The 17,119-nt window shown below is 54.0% G+C and carries 14 protein-coding genes; 5 read left to right on the top strand and 9 right to left on the bottom strand.

Annotation, left to right across the window (positions count from 1 at the left end; genetic code table 11):
* Positions 1 to 2: 2 nt before the first annotated feature.
* Both envZ and ompR read right to left on the bottom strand, forming a co-directional pair.
* Positions 3 to 1,313, bottom strand: a complete 1,311-nt coding sequence (gene envZ / locus CUC53_RS02620) for a two-component system sensor histidine kinase EnvZ (RefSeq protein WP_100292727.1) — start codon at positions 1,311 to 1,313, stop codon at positions 3 to 5.
* On the bottom strand, positions 1,310 to 2,032 hold the full coding sequence (gene ompR, locus CUC53_RS02615) for an osmolarity response regulator transcription factor OmpR (RefSeq protein ID WP_100292726.1): 723 nt from the start codon (positions 2,030 to 2,032) through the stop codon (positions 1,310 to 1,312). The genes envZ and ompR overlap by 4 nt, the downstream gene beginning before the upstream one ends.
* Before the next feature lie 226 nt (positions 2,033 to 2,258).
* On the opposite strand from ompR, the gene greB reads away from it, so the two are divergent.
* From greB to CUC53_RS02600, 3 genes are all read left to right on the top strand, one after another.
* Complete coding sequence (gene greB / locus CUC53_RS02610; RefSeq protein WP_100292725.1) at positions 2,259 to 2,732, top strand: transcription elongation factor GreB; 474 nt, start codon at positions 2,259 to 2,261, stop codon at positions 2,730 to 2,732.
* Positions 2,733 to 2,842: 110 nt separating this feature from the next.
* Positions 2,843 to 5,164: a Tex family protein gene (locus CUC53_RS02605; protein ID WP_100292724.1), complete on the top strand. Its 2,322-nt coding sequence runs from the start codon at positions 2,843 to 2,845 to the stop codon at positions 5,162 to 5,164.
* Positions 5,165 to 5,361: 197 nt separating this feature from the next.
* Positions 5,362 to 6,654: an L-cysteine desulfidase family protein gene (locus CUC53_RS02600; RefSeq protein ID WP_100292723.1), complete on the top strand. Its 1,293-nt coding sequence runs from the start codon at positions 5,362 to 5,364 to the stop codon at positions 6,652 to 6,654.
* A 79-nt stretch (positions 6,655 to 6,733) separates the two neighbouring features.
* On the opposite strand, the gene CUC53_RS02595 is transcribed toward CUC53_RS02600, so the two are convergent.
* The 7 genes from CUC53_RS02595 to rfaD all read right to left on the bottom strand — a co-directional run bounded on the left by CUC53_RS02595 (position 6,734) and on the right by rfaD (position 14,991).
* A complete protein-coding gene (locus tag CUC53_RS02595; protein ID WP_236757850.1) occupies positions 6,734 to 8,044 on the bottom strand; it encodes a 3-deoxy-D-manno-octulosonic acid transferase in 1,311 nt (436 codons plus the stop codon).
* Positions 8,045 to 8,100: 56 nt separating this feature from the next.
* A complete protein-coding gene (locus CUC53_RS02590) occupies positions 8,101 to 9,195 on the bottom strand; it encodes a glycosyltransferase family 9 protein (RefSeq protein WP_100292722.1) in 1,095 nt (364 codons plus the stop codon).
* A 26-nt stretch (positions 9,196 to 9,221) separates the two neighbouring features.
* Complete coding sequence (locus CUC53_RS02585) at positions 9,222 to 10,241, bottom strand: glycosyltransferase family 9 protein (RefSeq protein ID WP_167386666.1); 1,020 nt, start codon at positions 10,239 to 10,241, stop codon at positions 9,222 to 9,224.
* Between the two features lie 18 nt (positions 10,242 to 10,259).
* On the bottom strand, positions 10,260 to 10,946 hold the full coding sequence (locus tag CUC53_RS02580) for a glycosyltransferase family 25 protein (RefSeq protein WP_100292721.1): 687 nt from the start codon (positions 10,944 to 10,946) through the stop codon (positions 10,260 to 10,262).
* Positions 10,943 to 12,157 carry an O-antigen ligase family protein gene (locus CUC53_RS02575; RefSeq protein WP_100292720.1) on the bottom strand — a complete coding sequence of 405 codons (1,215 nt, stop codon included), beginning with the start codon at positions 12,155 to 12,157 and terminating at the stop codon, positions 10,943 to 10,945. The genes CUC53_RS02580 and CUC53_RS02575 overlap by 4 nt, the downstream gene beginning before the upstream one ends.
* A 3-nt stretch (positions 12,158 to 12,160) precedes the next feature.
* Positions 12,161 to 13,921, bottom strand: a complete 1,761-nt coding sequence (locus CUC53_RS02570; RefSeq protein ID WP_100292719.1) for a bifunctional glycosyltransferase family 4 protein/polysaccharide deacetylase — start codon at positions 13,919 to 13,921, stop codon at positions 12,161 to 12,163.
* Positions 13,922 to 14,034: 113 nt separating this feature from the next.
* Positions 14,035 to 14,991 (bottom strand): ADP-glyceromanno-heptose 6-epimerase, encoded by a 957-nt coding sequence (gene rfaD / locus CUC53_RS02565; protein WP_100292718.1) that lies wholly within the window; start codon positions 14,989 to 14,991, stop codon positions 14,035 to 14,037.
* Positions 14,992 to 15,152: 161 nt separating this feature from the next.
* On the opposite strand from rfaD, the gene CUC53_RS02560 reads away from it, so the two are divergent.
* Together CUC53_RS02560 and CUC53_RS02555 are read left to right on the top strand one after the other, a co-directional pair.
* Positions 15,153 to 15,797, top strand: coding sequence for a TetR/AcrR family transcriptional regulator (locus CUC53_RS02560; RefSeq protein ID WP_100292717.1), 645 nt, complete (start codon positions 15,153 to 15,155; stop codon positions 15,795 to 15,797).
* A 115-nt stretch (positions 15,798 to 15,912) separates the two neighbouring features.
* Positions 15,913 to 17,103 carry a glycine C-acetyltransferase gene (locus CUC53_RS02555; RefSeq protein WP_100292716.1) on the top strand — a complete coding sequence of 397 codons (1,191 nt, stop codon included), beginning with the start codon at positions 15,913 to 15,915 and terminating at the stop codon, positions 17,101 to 17,103.
* The last annotated feature ends 16 nt before the right edge of the window (positions 17,104 to 17,119 follow it).

Raw genomic sequence — 17,119 nt, 5'->3', positions numbered from 1 at the left:
TGCTAATCCTGCCACACCAAGGGTTGGTGTTTAGGTAGCCGGATTTCAACCAGCAAGCCCCCCAACTCGGCATGGCCTAATTTAATCGTGCCATGATGTTGAGCGACTATTTTAGCGACAATCGCCAGTCCCAAACCACTACCACCATTAGTCCGCGCCAGATTACCTTGGGTGAAGGGTTTGAGCACTCGATCATAATCTTGTTCAGCAATCCCGGGGCCATCATCACTTAATCTCAGACGCACCCAGTGACTATCTTCTTGCAATTCGGCATGTAATCGACTGGCACCGTAGCGCAGTGAATTGCCAGCAAGGTTGCTCAGCACCCGCCTTACACTCACTGGGTTACATGCCACCCATACCGCCTCTGTTGGCAATGCTAACTCCACCTCTGCACCCTGCTCGGTGTACATCAGTAAAACATCATGGATCAGTTGAGTCAGATCGATGGGATGAGTATCTAATCCCTCATCCGGTCTGATGTAATCGATAAACTGGTCGATGATAGCATTGGACTCATCGATATCAGCATTGATGCACCCCCTGAGATACTCGTCACCCGAGGACATCATCTCGGTGGCCAGCCGGATGCGAGTCAGCGGGGTACGTAGATCATGAGACACGCCGGCCATCATCAGATTGCGCTCTGCGATCAGCTCTTGGATGGAATAGGACATATGGTTGAACGTGCGGGTCAGTCGTCGCACCTCGCGAGAACCCTGCTCCCCTAACGCATCGGGAAAATGGCCTTTAGCCACCGCCACGGCGCCCGCTTCGAGCTCTTCAAGAGGCCGCACCAACTGGCGAGCAAAGCGCCAGGCCGCAAACAAAGTAATGGCGAGCAGTACAGTCAGATAGATAATCAGTGGTTCAATGTCGTCATCCTCAATCTCAGTAAGCGGGATCCGAACCCAGAGTTGATTAGCCTGGGGAGGTTGAATCCAAATGATGTAGTGATTTTGGATCTCGACCCGTACCTTCGTCGGACCACCCAGCTCACGGCTGAGGTTCTCTTCTAAATAGGCGTAAGGCTTGGCGGCGGCTAAACCATGTTTTTTGGCTTCCAGCTGGGTATAGATGTCGCTGCCGGTCGCTACATAGATCAGCGCCTCACCATCATCGTCTAATGCCAGCTGACCACTTCCGACCGGAAAAATGAGTTTGACCTGATTGGCCAGTAAATGGCTGATCTGCTTAACCGTGGGGGCGAGTAGGTAGTTATAGAAAGTCACGTAAGAGACGGCCTGATAAACCACTAACACCGCCGCCAAAAACCAGAGGATGCGGGAAAACATCCCCGCAACCTTGCTCATACCCCCTCACCATCTGGCACAAACACATAACCGAGCCCCCACACCGTCTGCAGATAGCGGGGTTGAGCCGGGTCCTGCTCCAGCAGGCGTCGCAGACGAGAAACCTGCACATCAATGCTACGTTCGGTGGCGGTATACTCCCGCCCCCGCGCCAGATTCATTAGTTTGTCCCGCGACAGTGGCTCACGGGGATAACTAACCAGCACCTTGAGCACCGCAAACTCGCCGCTGGTCAAGGCAACGGGCTCCCCATCACGATGCAATTCACGGGTGGCGAGATTGAGCTGGTAAGCACCGAAACAGACCATCTTCTCTGCTGTGGCAGGGGCACCGGGCAGCTCGACCGTGTGGCGACGCAACACCGCCCGAATCCGCGCCAGCAACTCCCGTGGATTAAATGGCTTGGGCAGATAATCATCGGCGCCCATCTCCAACCCTACGATCCTGTCGACCTCATCGCCCTTGGCCGTCAGCATCAGTACTGGGATTTGATTACTGGCTGCCCGCAAGCGCCGACAAATAGAGAGGCCATCTTCACCCGGCAGCATCAGGTCGAGCACCATCAAGCTGAAGTTCTCACGGGCGAGCAAGCGATCTGCCTGCTCGCCGTTCGCCACCCCCCTTACCACGAATCCCTGCTCGGTGAGGTAACGCTCCAGTAATGAGCGTAATTTGAGGTCGTCATCCACCACCAGAATCTTGTATTGCTGCTGGCTCATCTGCCTGATTCTCCTTGTTAATGCCGGCTCAATAGTAGAGGGCCAACGGATATCGGCAAAGCATAAATATGTTACCGGTTATGACGTAGCCCCCGCGCTAGAAAGGCCCGCTAATGAGGGGGTACCTGATGGCCCTCACCGCTTTTTTCACTCGACAGCGAGCCATCAGCCGCTAATATCCCCAGTCAGTTGTTACTCCCCCCAGAACGCGACGCAATCAGACTGTATGAAAACCAAACTGATCACCCGTGAAGGCTATAACAAGCTCAAACAAGAGCTCGATCTCCTCTGGCGTGAAGAGCGCCCTGATGTCACCAAAAAGGTCGCTTGGGCGGCCAGCTTGGGGGATCGCAGCGAAAACGCCGACTACCAATACAACAAAAAACGGTTGCGCGAGATCGACCGACGAGTCCGCTACTTACGCAAGTGTCTCGAAGAGCTGGGCATCGTCGACTACGCCCCCGCCCAAGAGGGCAAAGTGTTCTTCGGCGCGTGGGTCGAGGTGGAGAACGACGAGGGCGAAACCAAGCGCTTTCGCATCGTCGGCTATGACGAGATTTTTGGCCGCAAAGATTACATCTCCATTGATGCCCCCATGGCCCGCGCTTTGCTGAAAAAAGAGGTCGGTGATGAGGCCATCGTGCAGACCCCCTTGGGTGAAGTCTGTTGGTATATCAACCACATCAGCTACACCGCCTAACAAACTTCAATCCTCGCTGGCGGCCCCATCCCTTTGGCGCCGACCATCGACCATACGGGTCTGGCTCACCACATCGCCAGACCCGATGACAAAGGTGCTAACCCAACATCATGATACCGACCATTGAACACCAGATTGCCGCCGAGCTAGGTGCCCGCCCGCAACAAGTCGACGCCGCCATCCGCCTGCTGGACGAAGGCGCTACCGTGCCTTTTATCGCCCGTTATCGTAAAGAGGTCACTGGCGGTCTGGACGACAGCCAGCTGCGTACCCTAGAGAGCCGCCTCGGCTACTTACGTGAACTAGCAGATCGCCGTCAGGTGATCCTGCGCTCCATCGAGGAGCAGGGTAAACTCACCCCAGAATTGACCCGTGAACTGAACGAGGCCGACAGCAAAACTCGGCTGGAAGATCTCTACCTCCCCTACAAACCCAAACGCCGCACCAAGGGGCAAATGGCCATTGAGGCCGGGCTGGAGCCGCTGGCCAACCTGCTGTTCACCGACCCGATGCAGGATCCCGAGCAAGCGGCTGCCGCCTTCCTCAATGCCGAACAGGGCATTGCCGACAGCAAGGCCGCCCTCGATGGCGCCCGCTACATCCTGATGGAGCGCTTCGCCGAGCAGGCTGATCTGCTGGAAAAGCTGCGCGACTACCTGTGGCAATACGCCACCCTGCGGGCCCGTGTGGTGACCGGCAAGGAGCAGGAAGGGGCCAAATTCAAAGACTACTTCGAACATGACGAACCGCTGCACAAGGCCCCCTCCCACCGAGTGCTGGCCATGCTGCGCGGACGTAACGAGGGGATCCTCAATCTGGCGCTGGTGACGGGCGAGGAGACAAGCGCCAGCCCCTGCGAAGGGATCATCGCCCACCACCTCAAGCTCAATCTACAAAACCGCCCGGCCGACAAGTGGCTGCAAGGGGTGGTTAGCTGGACATGGAAGATCAAGCTCTCCTTGCAGATGGAGACCGAACTGGTCGGCCGCATCCGCGAATCGGCAGAGGACGAGGCAATCAAGGTGTTTGCCATGAACCTCAAGGATCTGCTGATGGCGGCCCCGGCCGGTATGCGCTGTACCATGGGGCTGGATCCGGGCATCCGCACCGGGGTCAAGGTTGCCGTGGTAGATGCCACCGGCAAACTGGTCGATCACGCCACCATCTATCCGTTCGAACCAAAACGCCAGCTTGATCAGAGCCTCAAGACCCTAAGCGAGTTGTGCCAGAAGCACAAGGTCGAGCTCATCAGCATTGGCAACGGCACTGCCTCGCGGGAGACCGACCGACTGGTGAGCGATCTGTTCGAACGCTACCCCGCCGCCAAAGCGCAGAAAATCGTGGTAAGCGAAGCGGGAGCTTCGGTCTACTCCGCCTCTGAGCTCGCCTCTCAGGAGTTCCCAGATCTCGACGTCTCGATCCGTGGTGCCGTCTCCATCGCCCGCCGCCTGCAAGACCCGCTGGCCGAGCTGGTCAAGATCGACCCCAAGAGTATCGGGGTGGGCCAGTATCAACACGACGTCGGCCAGAGCCAGCTAGCCCGCCGACTGGATGCGGTGGTAGAGGATTGCGTGAACGCGGTTGGGGTCGATGTCAATACCGCCTCGGTCGCCCTGCTCAACCGAGTATCCGGCCTCTCCCAGACCATGGCCCAAAACATCGTCGCCTACCGGGATGAAAACGGCGCGTTCAACAGCCGCCAGCAACTGCTGAAAGTGAGTCGACTCGGCCCTAAAGCGTTTGAGCAGTGCGCTGGCTTTTTGCGGATTCGCGGTGGCAGCAACCCACTCGATGGTTCAGCGGTACACCCTGAATCTTACCCCGTGGTAGAGCGGATCCTCGCCAAACTGGAGCAGACCGTCGACAGTCTGCTTGGCAACAGTCACCAGCTGCGCAGCCTGAAACCGGCCGACTACACCGATGCGCAGTTCGGCCTGCCCACCGTCACAGACATCATCAAAGAGCTGGACAAGCCGGGCCGTGACCCACGCCCCGAGTTCAAAACCGCGACCTTCAAGGAAGGGGTGGAGAAGTTAAGCGACCTGGTGCCCGAGATGGTACTGGAAGGGGTGGTCACCAACGTCACCAATTTCGGCGCCTTCGTCGACATTGGCGTCCATCAAGATGGACTGGTGCATATCTCGTCCCTGACCGATCGTTTCGTGAAAGACCCTCGTGAAGTGGTCAAAGCGGGCGATATAGTGCGAGTGAAGGTGCTGGAAGTCGATGTGCCACGCAAGCGGATCAGCCTGACCATGCGCCTTGATGAGCAAGCTGGGCAACCGGCCCGCAAGCCGGCTGAAGCGCGCAACAGCAGTGCCGGCAACGCCAAGCCAAGAAATGAGCCACGCCAAAGCGCCTCTCTGGGCGGCGCCATGGGCAATGCGTTCGCGGCGGCGTTGGCGAAAAATAAGAAACCGGGTCAGTCCTAGCAAGCACAGCAAGGCTAGCGTCGTCGGTAGACCGCTCTCCTACACCAAGCCCAGATCAGACCCGCCACTGGTAACGTGACCTCGTGGCGGGTCTCATGAATATACTTAAACCTAGCGATCACCTCCTCGGGTCTGACCGCCCCCTGTTGACGGCGGATAGCAAGCTCCTTGCCTGATCACGAACACGAGAATTGAACATGAACACACAATGGACCGATTTTATTACCCTCCTCAAGCGCGAGGTCGTCCCCGCCCTTGGCTGTACCGAACCTATGTCGGTTGCACTGGCCGCAGCCAACTGCCGCCAATTGCTGGGAGAGACCCCCACTCGGGTCAGGGTGTGGGTCAGCGGCAATTTGTTCAAAAATGGGATGGGGGTCGGGGTACCCGGCACCGGCATGATCGGGTTACCCGTGGCGGCTGCGGTCGGCATTACTGGGGGTAATCCTGATGCGGGGCTGCAAGTGCTAAGCGCTCTCACGCCTGCCCACGTTGAGGCCGCCAAAGCGTTGCTGCCTGTCATCAGAGTGGATGTCAAAGATGTGCCTGATGTGCTGTACGCCGAAGTACTAGCCGAAGCGGCAGGCCACAGTGCCCGAGTGGTGATTTGTACCGATCATACCCGGATCATCCTGATGGAGAAGGATGGTGAAGTGCTCATGAGCCAAGACAGCGCTCCTAGCGTTCACATTCAGCCCGCTCAAGCCAGTAAACCCACCATGAACCTGCGCCACATCGTGGAGTTTGCGTTGCATGTGCCACTGCCAGAGATCGATTTTATCCGTGCGGCCGCCACCATGAATCAAGCACTAGCAGATGAGGGATTGCAGGGCTATGGCTTACGGATCGGCCAGATCCTGACCCAACAAGTGGAACGTAAGCTGTTGTCTGATGACTTGATGACGCTGGCCATGCGGCTCTCTTCTGCCGCATCGGACGCTCGGATGGATGGCGCCATGTTGCCCGCCATGTCCAATTCCGGCTCAGGTAATCAAGGCATTGCGGCAACCATGCCAGTGGTGGCTGCCGCCCGCTTTCTCAAGACCAGCGATGAGCAACTGACCCGTGCGCTGGTGATGAGTCATCTGGTCGCTATCTATATCAAAACCTACCAGCACAAGCTCTCAGCCCTGTGTGCGGCCAGCACCGCCGCGATGGGCTCTGGCGCCGCCATCACTTGGTTACTCGGTGGTCAATTTGAACAAATCAGCCACTGTATCAACAACATGATTGGTGACGTGTCAGGCATCATTTGTGATGGTGCTGGCAGTGCCTGTTCGATGAAGGTGTCGACCTCCACCTCGGCGGCGGTGAAGTCATCGCTGCTGGCGATCAATAACCTCCGGGTTCCCCAGAGCGAAGGCATAGTGTCAGACGACGTGGATCAAACTATCGCCAATTTGGGCCGGCTGGCAAAAGAGGGGATGCTCGATACCGACCTTGAAATCATCAATATCATGCGCGCCAAACAAGGCGGTAACAGCGAGTAAAATCGAGCTGTCACGGTGGCAGATCGACCCCGCCAGCGCCATCAAGCATGACTGCCGCAATCCGTTGCGGCTCATCCTGTCACGGCTGACGAACCAAGCCAGCCTCTTGCAAATAGGCTTCCACCTGCTGTTGGTAATCGGCTTGAAAGGAAAACTTGGTGCTGTCGGTCGCCGCAATCACATTAACCAGTAAGCAAAACAGTGATGCGCCCACCAATCCTCTTCCCCACCACTGGGGATAACGCTTACTCCAACCCACAAGTAGTAACAAGGGGGGAAACAGGGCGTAGGGGAAGACCAGCATCAGATGCCAGTAGTTGAAAATGATGGGAGAAAGCGCGGCGCTGGTTAGTACCGCGAGCACCGCCGCCACCGCATAAAGGCCCAGCCACGTCTCTCCGTTGATCGGCCCGCAATCACTGCGCAAAAGACGGGGGCGGATGGTCTGCCAGAGCTGCCAATTGGCCTTCGCAGCCAGCAGCACCGTGGCTGCGCCAACGCCATAGACCACCATGCGCCACAACCAAACCGCTGCCAACTGCCAATACTCATGACCCGCCAGCCAAATAAACTGAGTGTCGTTGACCAGCTTGCTGGCAAATAGCCAAGAGCCGTACCTTAACCAGTACAGCACCGACTTGAAGACGGGGTAGACGTGGACCAGCCCCCAGCCGATATAGCGCTGACGCGCCTCGGGATCGACATTCTGCACAATCGTGGTGTTATTCATCACCTCGAGTGCATAAGGGATCAGTGACGCCCCAATCAGCAATACCGCCACCACCACTCCCAGCCAACTGACGTGGAGCACTCGGCGCCAAAACAGATAAGCCGAGATCACCGCCAACAACGGCCAAGAGTAGTGCAACTGCATGGCCATCCCGATAGCCAGCAGGTGGACAATCATGTGCCAGAACGAGGCTCGCTCGCGCATATGCCACGCAGACCAGCAGTGCATAGCGGAAAAGAGGAACAGATAAGAGGGGTTGTAGAGCAGGCTCTCGTACTGAAACCAAGGGTTGAACCAGCACAGCAGCAAAAATAGCAACCGCACTCTATCCCCAAATATCTGCCGGATCACCGCATCAAACAGCAAAAAGCCCACCAGTCGCATCGCTAGCAGCAGGATCATCGGGGTATAAGGTGAATCCCACAGCAGTAGCGGCCCACCGATCAGCCAAGCCGATAGACTCCCCGGCACATTACCTACTGCACTAGCCGCATTGCCATAGCTGAGCCAGACCCCCTGGTAAGCACCCAGATACCCCTTGTAGAGCATCTGAGTCTGGTCACCGGTGAGGAGCTGAAACTGAAAAAACATCAGGAACATCAGCACACCACTGATGATGCCTAGATAAAACAGCCTATCTGCTCCAACCTTCTCATTCATATCCTGCAATCCCTGTATCTCGATTGATTAACGCTGTGGCTGAATAACCAGCCACATTAGTGGGGGGGATTCACGCTCGATGCGACCCATGTTGTGAAGGAATGTTCGAACGCTTGCATATCTAAGCTGTTGATATCCTGCATCTCTGACGCGGTTGAAAACAACACCGTTGCATCCGGCTGATTAGGATGCCACTCATCGAAATTCTCACTCCCGCCGCCGAGGTCTGGGTTGTAAAGCCCCAGCACTGGCACGCTAAGTCCCGCAGCAATATGCACGGTTGCCGTGTCAACCGACACCAAGCCAACACTGTGACGGATTTGCGTAAAAAGACCGCCAAGTGATGGTGACTCGGGTGACAGCAGGAGCCGAGATGGATCAGTGACACTGGCCTTACAGGCCATTGCTTCCTGCGCTAAACCGGGCGGAAACAGCAGGCAAATACTCTGCGCCCCTCTAGCCAACATGATATTCAGCATGGCAATAATGCTGGCAGGCCGGAGCCGACGAGCACGACCATTACCATATGGATTAAACGCAATCACCGCCTGATCTGCTGGCCACCACTGCGCTAATGCCACATCCCACTCAGGGCGAGCTGGGATGATGTAACGGGTGTCGGGCGAGGTAATCCCCATTGCCAGCAAGAGCTCAGCAAATTTATCGGCAAAATGGCGCCCTGCGGTGCGAGCCCCTAGCTTGATATCAATGCAGGTGAGCGCATCATCAATGCCCGCAACATGGCAAGCATCGACCTGATTCAAAAAGTAAATATCTTTCATTTTCAATAATTTACTTAGGTGAACCAAGTAGCTAACGCGGCCCAGACGGTGAGCAAGCTGCTTGAGCTCACCATAGCTAGGGCGTTTGGCAATCTCGATCACCCGATCAACACCGAAATAATCGCGAAACAACGGTGCCATGCCTGACGTCGTCACCACCCATACTTCTCGCTCAGGTTGCGCCTTATGGATCTCACGGGCTACCCAGGAGGATACAATGGAATCCCCTAGCTTGGCGTCCCAGCGGAGCAGTACGACCTTGCTTTTATCCTCATCTGCAGGGCGTTCACGAGTACGGTCAAATAGCCAGCGACCTAATTGGCGACGAACTACATCACGAGCTCGTTGCAGCTTGTTAATCAACGCCATAGGTTCCTCTAACGCGGCAAAAAAATTCAGGAGACCAGCATGCGACACAGTGCAGCCGTCACATCATCTGGTTTGAGAGCATCAAGACTGTCGCCCGCCACCTTGAGCACATGGTGGGGGCCGTGCAGGGGAATAAATGCCTCACGCCAAGGTTCGCTGTTCATCAAAATGAGCGTGGGTACAGCATAAGAGGCCGCAATATGGACGATCGCGGTATCGGTAGAACATACTCCTACCGCATCACGCACAAGCGTCGCTGCATCAAGAATGGAATCGGGATAGCAACAGCGTAAATCGGGGCGTTCGATCGCCACTGGCGTATGGCTAAAACAGAGGTAGCTAAGCCCAGTGATGGTGGGTAATGCTGCTAAAATATCCTGCTGCAACCGTGCTGTAACAGAATTACCTTGCTGACTACCTGCCAAGTTAACAACGACATAACGACCAAAGCGAGAGGTATCAAACGCCATGTTGCACGGTGCAGGGACTGAGTAAGGCCCTGATACCGCTCCTTCCACGATGGCAAACATACGGTAAACAAAATGTGGATTTACAGCGGCCGCCACTTCACGGGCTTTTGCCCGAAATAGCGGTTGTAACTTTTGTTGCGCCTCATTTTTATAACGCAAGGGCAGCGATAACAATTTACCGTGGGCGATATAAAGCATCTTGGCCATGGCCACCGCATCAGGTTCATCAAATAGATTGATAACCAGATCAAAGTGCCGAGATCTCAGCCCACGTAATAAAGCCCAGCTTGGTTTATCAAACAGTTCGCGATTTAATACAACGGCATGACAAGCAGCAATCCCGGCTACTTGCTGCGCTAACACGACATTTCGCGGACTGCAAAGTAACTCGATCGACGCATCAGGATAACGCAGCTGTAAAGCGCCCAGAGCTGGCAATGAGAGAATAAAATCCCCGATCGCATCAAAACAAATCACCAATAAGGTTTGAATTGGCTCAGTTCGCGCCACAATAGCGGGTTGTTTCTTCATCACCGCTTTAGCTAACCACGCCTTCATCATCTTGTTCATATTCATGCTAGTGTGATACTGATATTAGCTTGAGGTGTTAACAGGATTAACTATGTGCTGGCCATAGTCTCTATCATCTATGGTTGTAGAAAATATGTTTACATCCACACAACATGGCTCTACGCCGACTGCTGTTAATTTATTCAGCTGTAGACGCCCAGTTAAATAATCCGCCGGCATGCGAACTGGATAAGCATGCTTCAATATTTTTTGGGCACCCTGAAGGGTCAAAATATAACCCGCTGTTGACATAATACCGCGCTGTGAGGCTTTACTTGGGGATACATAAGAGGCTAGCCGATACCCCTCTGGTAGCGTTTTTTTCCATGGCCAACTTTTGGCTTTACCATGGATCAGAAAAATGATGTCTGCATCCGATTTATGGCAGGCAGAGTTCACAATCTCTTTGAAATGCATATGTAGGTAAACATCATCTTCTAAAATAATGGCGCGCGGTATCTGCTTAGCAACCAACATCTCACAGAGTCGGATATGACTGAGCGCACACCCCACCTCCCCCAAACTCAGCTTATGACCACAAAAACGCTGCGCCTCTGCAAAATCCACTTGCGCAATCGTCTCTGGGTCCAACTTTTTACCATCTACCGCATCCCAAAACTCAAATGGCAAACCCAAATTGGCCATTTGTGCCGTAACTGAAGCTCGGCGATCTGCACTACGAATTAAGCTGATAACGAATATAGGAATCATTGCATGTGGTCCAATTGGTCTTGTGCCGTCCTGTCCAGCCATAAAAACAGCAGTCCTAGTGTGTAGAGGTAAACAATGGCTTGATGTTCAAATGGGACATCACTAAGCCCGTATACTGCAAATATGATGGGATACATGGCCAATACGGATGATATGCCACCAATACGCCCCCCCCACCAAGATGGCAAGCCCATCAATAACAGCAACGCAATGAAGCCGAATGCTCCACGAATCATTAGGTTCTGCATATATTGATTATGTGAATGAGCTAATGCGGGATGTAATAACAGCGGGGAGCTTTTACCCTCTTCGACTAATTGTTTCTTGATGGCATCAAAACCTTCTGTGCCAACACCAATAACAGGGGACGATAGAAATCCTTGCCACGCCCCTTGCCAAGCAACGAGACGCAGCCCCCATGATGTCTGATAAGTACCCACCTCAGCTTTTTGTATATCGTGGAGGCTAGCGTTAATTCGGCCTTGTAATATCGAGCTTTGTTGATAAAAAAATATGAGCCCTAAAAATAGCCCAGAAATGATAAAAGCATATTTCAAAGGTCTTTTTTTAGTCCTAATAAATAGCATAATGGGCAATATTAAAATAAGCGCCAACCAGACGCCTCTACTTTGTGAGGCATACAGTGCATATAACGACATAATAATGGCAATAAGTGAGACCAACTTATCCCATCTCATATTGGCTCGCTCGTAACCAATAAACCAGTTGAGGAGTGCCAGCGCTAACGCAGCTTGCGAGAATAAAATCGCATTAGTAAACCCCTCCACTCGAGTAATACCGTGATAAACCTGCCACATACTCAGTAGGCCAAGACTTATTCCTCCTATTTGGATAGCATGGCGAGTAACGGTCAGAATTATTTTTTCCCTTGGCATGAAGAACCCAAAAAGAACAACGTAGACGAGGCTGCGCATCACTCCATATTGATCGCCATGAATAAATCGATTGACCAAAATAAACAGACCATACCCTAAAAAAACCCAGAGTAAATGATGAACAGGCAACCTCAAGACCGATCGCTTACCCACCAAAAAATTAATTAATCCTAGTACAATTGAAATAACCAATAAATTAGAGAGTAGCGCTTTTCCCTCTGGCACCAGAAATAACCCACAGAAAACAAATCCTAATGAAATAGAATATGTGGCAACCGTTACCCTATTAAGCCAAACACTGGGCGTACAACGCATTAATTACTTCCTAAACACATAATTGCCACGAATTTTTCGCCACAATCCAAACGCATCGGTACGAGGGAAGATGGCAATTCGACGGATCTGATAAGGGTCTTGATGTATCGCTTTCGGCCCACTGTTGGTGGCCACCGCAAAACGATATCCGGCCTGGATAGCTTGCTCTCTAGCACTGTCGTTCATGTCGCCGTAGGGGTAAGCAAATGAGAGCAGCGGATAACCCACCAACGCTTCTAATTGACGTTTATTCTCTCGAATTTCATAGGCTTGTTGTTCAGGTGACAGCTTACTCAGACGGGAATGAGTCAGCGTGTGTCCCCCGATCTCCACATGACCAGTAGCGGCTAGCGCCTTAATCTGAGCCCCATTCATCAATGCAACGGGGGCATCTGGGTTACTAGGATGCTCTACATCCCAGCGGTTATACTGCTCGCCAGTGACCACGTAGACCACGGCTTTATAACCATATTTTTCCAGCAGTGGCAGCATACGAGTCAGGTTGTCTTGATAACCATCATCGGCAGTGATCATCAGGTACTTCTTGCCGTATTGCAGGCGATGGATAAAGCCCTTGTCCGCTAGATCGCCAAACGTCAGGGTTTCGTAACCGAGCCACTTCATCAGGCGCAGATGCCACTCGAACATTTTGATCGGTAGCCAAGTACCATGTACTCCCTTCTCGTTATCCTGCTCGATAAAGCGGTGATACATGATAATGGGCATTTCTCGGCGCAATGTCTCAACCACGGCATCCTGATAGATGGACTCTAGCCCCGATATTATCCTCGGCAAGCCATACTCATCCTGAATACGTTGCCGAATAGTCTCCGGCACCCTCTTACTGGCCAAGGCAGAGACCAGCTGTCCCTGCAGCGCCGCAAAATCAATGACCAGGTCGCTAGGGCCAATATCACCGAAGTTACTTGCCAGCGCCTCTGCCAGATTCTGTTCTGTCACCAACCCAATGGCCTTCGCCTCACCAACGGCAAAGACTGGACGACCGCACAATAAGGACTCTACAGCAACCCTGCCGGCACCAATCACTAGATCGCATTGCGACATCAAGGCGGGGATATCATCCACATACCCAACAAACTCAACCTGATCCTGAAAACGTAAAAAGCGCGCCAGTAACGGGCTACCACTGACCACCTTCACCTGATAGGTATCAAGATCAAGCACTTCGTCAAGCAAGCGGTAACAAAGTTCACCTTTGGGACCGCTTAGGCGGCCGATAATGGCAATAACAGGCTTGGGGTTTGCCGGAGCCGGCATCGGCTGGAACTTGTCGGTTTCGACACCATTACGCAGCACCTGCACGATGCTGGGCGCGACCCCGAGGTTGTCGACAATCTGCTTGGCAATATCCTCACAGACAGCCACGGCCCTAGCACCGAGGGCATGGAACGCCTTGCGCGACGCATGCACCGGTTGGCGGCCATGCACCGTGGTGATCATTGGGGTACCAGTCAGCTTGCAGGCAATATAACTACTCCAGCCAGATGCGCGGGAGTGAGCATGTACCAACTGGATATGGTGCCTCTTGATGAGATAGATGAGGTAGAAGACGTGCCAGAAGCGACGCAGCAGGCTGCGCTTGTTAAATTTCAGGGTGAAAACGGGCCCAAGGGTTGGCTTGGTCAGGGTATCTGACACATAAAAAATCTGGTGTCCACGTTCGGTCAACGCATTGCCAACCGTGGTGGCATAGACTTCAGCTCCCGTCACTTCGAGCTGGGAGAGTGCCATCAATATATTCATGGTGCAGTTACCCGATCCAACAAAAGAGCGCGCAGTGTGTCATACATAATCACGCCGGAGGCAGGATCAGCCGGCACCCGGCGTCGTTATCTCAGCGCGATGCGCGTTATACGTTAGCGATTGAGCCAAGCCATGTAATCGGCCACCCCTTCGGCCACGGTTTTGAACTCGGCATCATAACCGGCACTACGCAGCTTAGTCATGTCAGCTTGGGTAAAGCTCTGGTAGCGACCCTTAAGGTGATCAGGGAAAGGGATGTACTCGATGGCCCCTTGCTGATGGTGTTTGATCACCGCCTCCGCCACGTTCTGGAATGGCTCGGCCCGACCAGTACCGCAGTTGAAAATGCCGGAGTGCTGCGGATTTTGCCAGAACCAGAGGTTTACTTTGCAGACATCGTCGATATAGATGAAGTCACGCATCTGGCCGCCATTGGGGAAACCGTCACACCCTTCGAACAGCTTGGGGTTCTCACCCTTCTTCACCTGGGTGTTGAGGTGGAAGGCAACGGAAGCCATAGAGCCTTTGTGCTGCTCACGCGGACCGTAGACGTTGAAGTACTTGAGGCCCACCACCTGGGAGTTGATCTCAGGGATCCAGCGACGCACGTACTGGTCAAACAGCTGCTTGGAGTAGCCATAGACGTTGAGCGGCTGTTCGAACTGGGGATCTTCGATGAAGTTGTCGTTGCGGCCACCGTAGGTCGCAGCAGAGGAGGCGTAAATAAACGGGATTTCACGCTCGATGCAGTAGTGGAACAGATCCTTGGAGTACTCGTAGTTGACCTCCATGATGAACTTGCCGTTCCACTCGGTGGTCGCTGAGCAGGCACCTTCGTGGAAGATCACCTCAATGCCGTTGTCCCACTCTTCAAACTCGTCACCAGAAACAACGCGCGCCTGGAACTCATCTTTATCCATGTAATCAGCAATGGTCAGATCGACCAAATTGACGAACTTGGTGCCGTCGGTCAGGTCATCAATGACCACGATATCGGTCCGTCCTTGAGCGTTCAGCTGTTTAACCAGATTGCTGCCGATAAAGCCAGCACCGCCAGTGACTACGATCATGGAGTTTGCCTCTCGTTGTTGATGGCTACATGTGACTGCTTATTAAAGCTATGTAATAGTTAGCCAATTTAAAATTGGCGAAAAGTCTATCACGAGCCGCAAGGGGATTCGACCTTGATGATCCCCTCAGTAATCTCCTATCCGTCATCAGGAAACCGTCCATGAAAACCAGAGACAGGATCATTCACAGCGCGACCGAGCTGTTCAACGATCAGGGTGAACCCAACATCACCACCAACCATATCGCCGCCCACTTAGGCATCAGCCCGGGAAACCTCTATTACCATTTCCGTAATAAAGAAGACATCATCCATAGCATCTTCGAGCAGTACGCCAACCACCTCACCGCCAGTTTTACCCCATGGCGCAATGGTGAGAACAACTTACAAGATTTGATGGGCTATCTGGATGCCATCTTCTATCTGATGTGGCAGTTCCGCTTCTTCTACGCCAACCTGCCAGACATCTTGAGTCGTGATGAGCTATTGCAGCAAAAATACCTTAAGACGCAGGAACAGATGCGCACGACCGTGTTTACCCTGCTCAACAGCCTGCGGGAAGGGGCATTTCTCACTGCCAACCAAGATGACCTGCCAGACCTTGGTCACGCCATCAAGATGGTAGTGACCTGCTGGATTCCCTTTCAAACCGCACAAGCCGCTAACGCTCGCATCACCAAAGCGCTGCTCTACCAAGGGGTATTACGGGTGCTGTTCTTGCTCAAACCTTATATCCACCCTCAAGCGACCGAGCAGTACCAGCAACTCACCCAGCACTATCGCCAGCTCACCCAATCGGTTGAGTGAGGGAAATATCATATTTGTCATATCGCAGCATAATCATTTGTATTTGAGGCAAACTATTGCCGTAAAATACTAACTAACGTTGAGAGGGCATTGAAATAACCAATAAGGAGCGAGGATGTCTAACGGATTCTATCGTCACCTGAGCGAGCAACTGGATCAGGTACAGGCCGAAGGGCTGTATAAGCAGGAGCGCATCATCACCTCCGCCCAGCAAGCCAACATCGCGGTGGGCGGTGAGCAGGTACTGAACTTCTGCGCCAACAACTATCTGGGGCTGGCCAACCACCCCGATCTGGTTGCCGCCGCCCATCAGGGGCTGGATAGCCACGGCTTTGGCATGGCTTCAGTGCGCTTTATCTGCGGCACCCAGGACCAGCACAAAGCGCTGGAGCAGAAGCTATCCGCCTTCCTCGGCACCGAGGACACCATCCTCTACTCCTCCTGCTTCGATGCCAACGGCGGCCTGTTCGAGACCCTGCTCGGCGCCGAAGATGCCATCATCTCTGATGCCTTCAACCACGCCTCCATCATCGACGGGGTGCGGCTGTGCAAGGCCAAGCGCTATCGCTACGCCAACAACGACATGGCCGAACTGGAAGCCCAGCTCAAACAGGCGGATGCCGATGGCGCCCGCTTCAAGCTGATCGCCACCGACGGTGTCTTCTCCATGGATGGCGTCATCGCCGACCTCAAATCTATCTGCGATCTGGCGGACCAATACGATGCGCTGGTGATGGTGGATGACTCCCACGCGGTCGGCTTTATCGGCGAAAATGGCCGTGGCACCCACGAATATTGCGGGGTGATGGATCGGGTAGACATCATTACCGGCACCTTAGGCAAGGCGCTCGGCGGTGCCTCCGGCGGCTATACCTCCGGCAAGAAAGAGGTAATCGATTGGCTGCGGCAGCGCTCCCGCCCCTACCTATTCTCCAACTCGCTGGCCCCTGCCATTGTCGCCGCCACCCTCAAGGTGATCGACATGCTGGCCGACGGTCACGAGCTGCGTGCCCGCCTGAAAGAGAACAGCCGTTACTTTCGCGAGCGGATGAGCGCCGCTGGCTTCACCCTAGCGGGTGCCGACCACGCCATCATTCCGGTGATGCTGGGGGATGCCAAACTGGCTGCCGAAATGGCGAGCCGGATGTTGGCGGCGGGCATCTATGTGGTGGGCTTCTCCTTCCCAGTAGTACCGAAGGGACAAGCGCGGATTCGCACCCAGATGTCGGCCGCCCATACCCGTGCGCAACTGGATAAAGCGATCGATGCCTTTATCGGCATCGGCCGTGAACTCGGCGTTATCTGATGTGAAGCAAGGGGCT

It is taken from the genome of Aeromonas cavernicola, from assembly GCF_002795305.1.
GTDB classification, from domain to species: domain Bacteria; phylum Pseudomonadota; class Gammaproteobacteria; order Enterobacterales; family Aeromonadaceae; genus Aeromonas; species Aeromonas cavernicola.
Note: the sequence above shows the minus strand (reverse complement) of the source record. Positions and strands in the feature narration are given on the sequence as shown.

Bases quoted from the DNA above. Each gene is read 5' to 3' on its own strand.
- envZ (WP_100292727.1), bottom strand. From the start codon at position 1,313: ATGAGCAAGGTTGCGGGGATGTTTTCCCGCATCCTCTGGTTTTTGGCG.
- CUC53_RS02555 (WP_100292716.1), top strand. From the start codon at position 15,913: ATGTCTAACGGATTCTATCGTCACCTGAGCGAGCAACTGGATCAGGTA.
- CUC53_RS02580 (WP_100292721.1), bottom strand. From the start codon at position 10,946: ATGATTCCTATATTCGTTATCAGCTTAATTCGTAGTGCAGATCGCCGA.
- CUC53_RS02585 (WP_167386666.1), bottom strand. From the start codon at position 10,241: ATGAATATGAACAAGATGATGAAGGCGTGGTTAGCTAAAGCGGTGATG.
- ompR (WP_100292726.1), bottom strand. From the start codon at position 2,032: ATGAGCCAGCAGCAATACAAGATTCTGGTGGTGGATGACGACCTCAAA.
- CUC53_RS02600 (WP_100292723.1), top strand. From the start codon at position 5,362: ATGAACACACAATGGACCGATTTTATTACCCTCCTCAAGCGCGAGGTC.
- CUC53_RS02605 (WP_100292724.1), top strand. From the start codon at position 2,843: ATGATACCGACCATTGAACACCAGATTGCCGCCGAGCTAGGTGCCCGC.
- CUC53_RS02560 (WP_100292717.1), top strand. From the start codon at position 15,153: ATGAAAACCAGAGACAGGATCATTCACAGCGCGACCGAGCTGTTCAAC.
- CUC53_RS02575 (WP_100292720.1), bottom strand. From the start codon at position 12,157: ATGCGTTGTACGCCCAGTGTTTGGCTTAATAGGGTAACGGTTGCCACA.
- CUC53_RS02570 (WP_100292719.1), bottom strand. From the start codon at position 13,921: ATGAATATATTGATGGCACTCTCCCAGCTCGAAGTGACGGGAGCTGAA.
- greB (WP_100292725.1), top strand. From the start codon at position 2,259: ATGAAAACCAAACTGATCACCCGTGAAGGCTATAACAAGCTCAAACAA.
- CUC53_RS02590 (WP_100292722.1), bottom strand. From the start codon at position 9,195: ATGGCGTTGATTAACAAGCTGCAACGAGCTCGTGATGTAGTTCGTCGC.
- CUC53_RS02595 (WP_236757850.1), bottom strand. From the start codon at position 8,044: ATGAATGAGAAGGTTGGAGCAGATAGGCTGTTTTATCTAGGCATCATC.
- rfaD (WP_100292718.1), bottom strand. From the start codon at position 14,991: ATGATCGTAGTCACTGGCGGTGCTGGCTTTATCGGCAGCAATCTGGTT.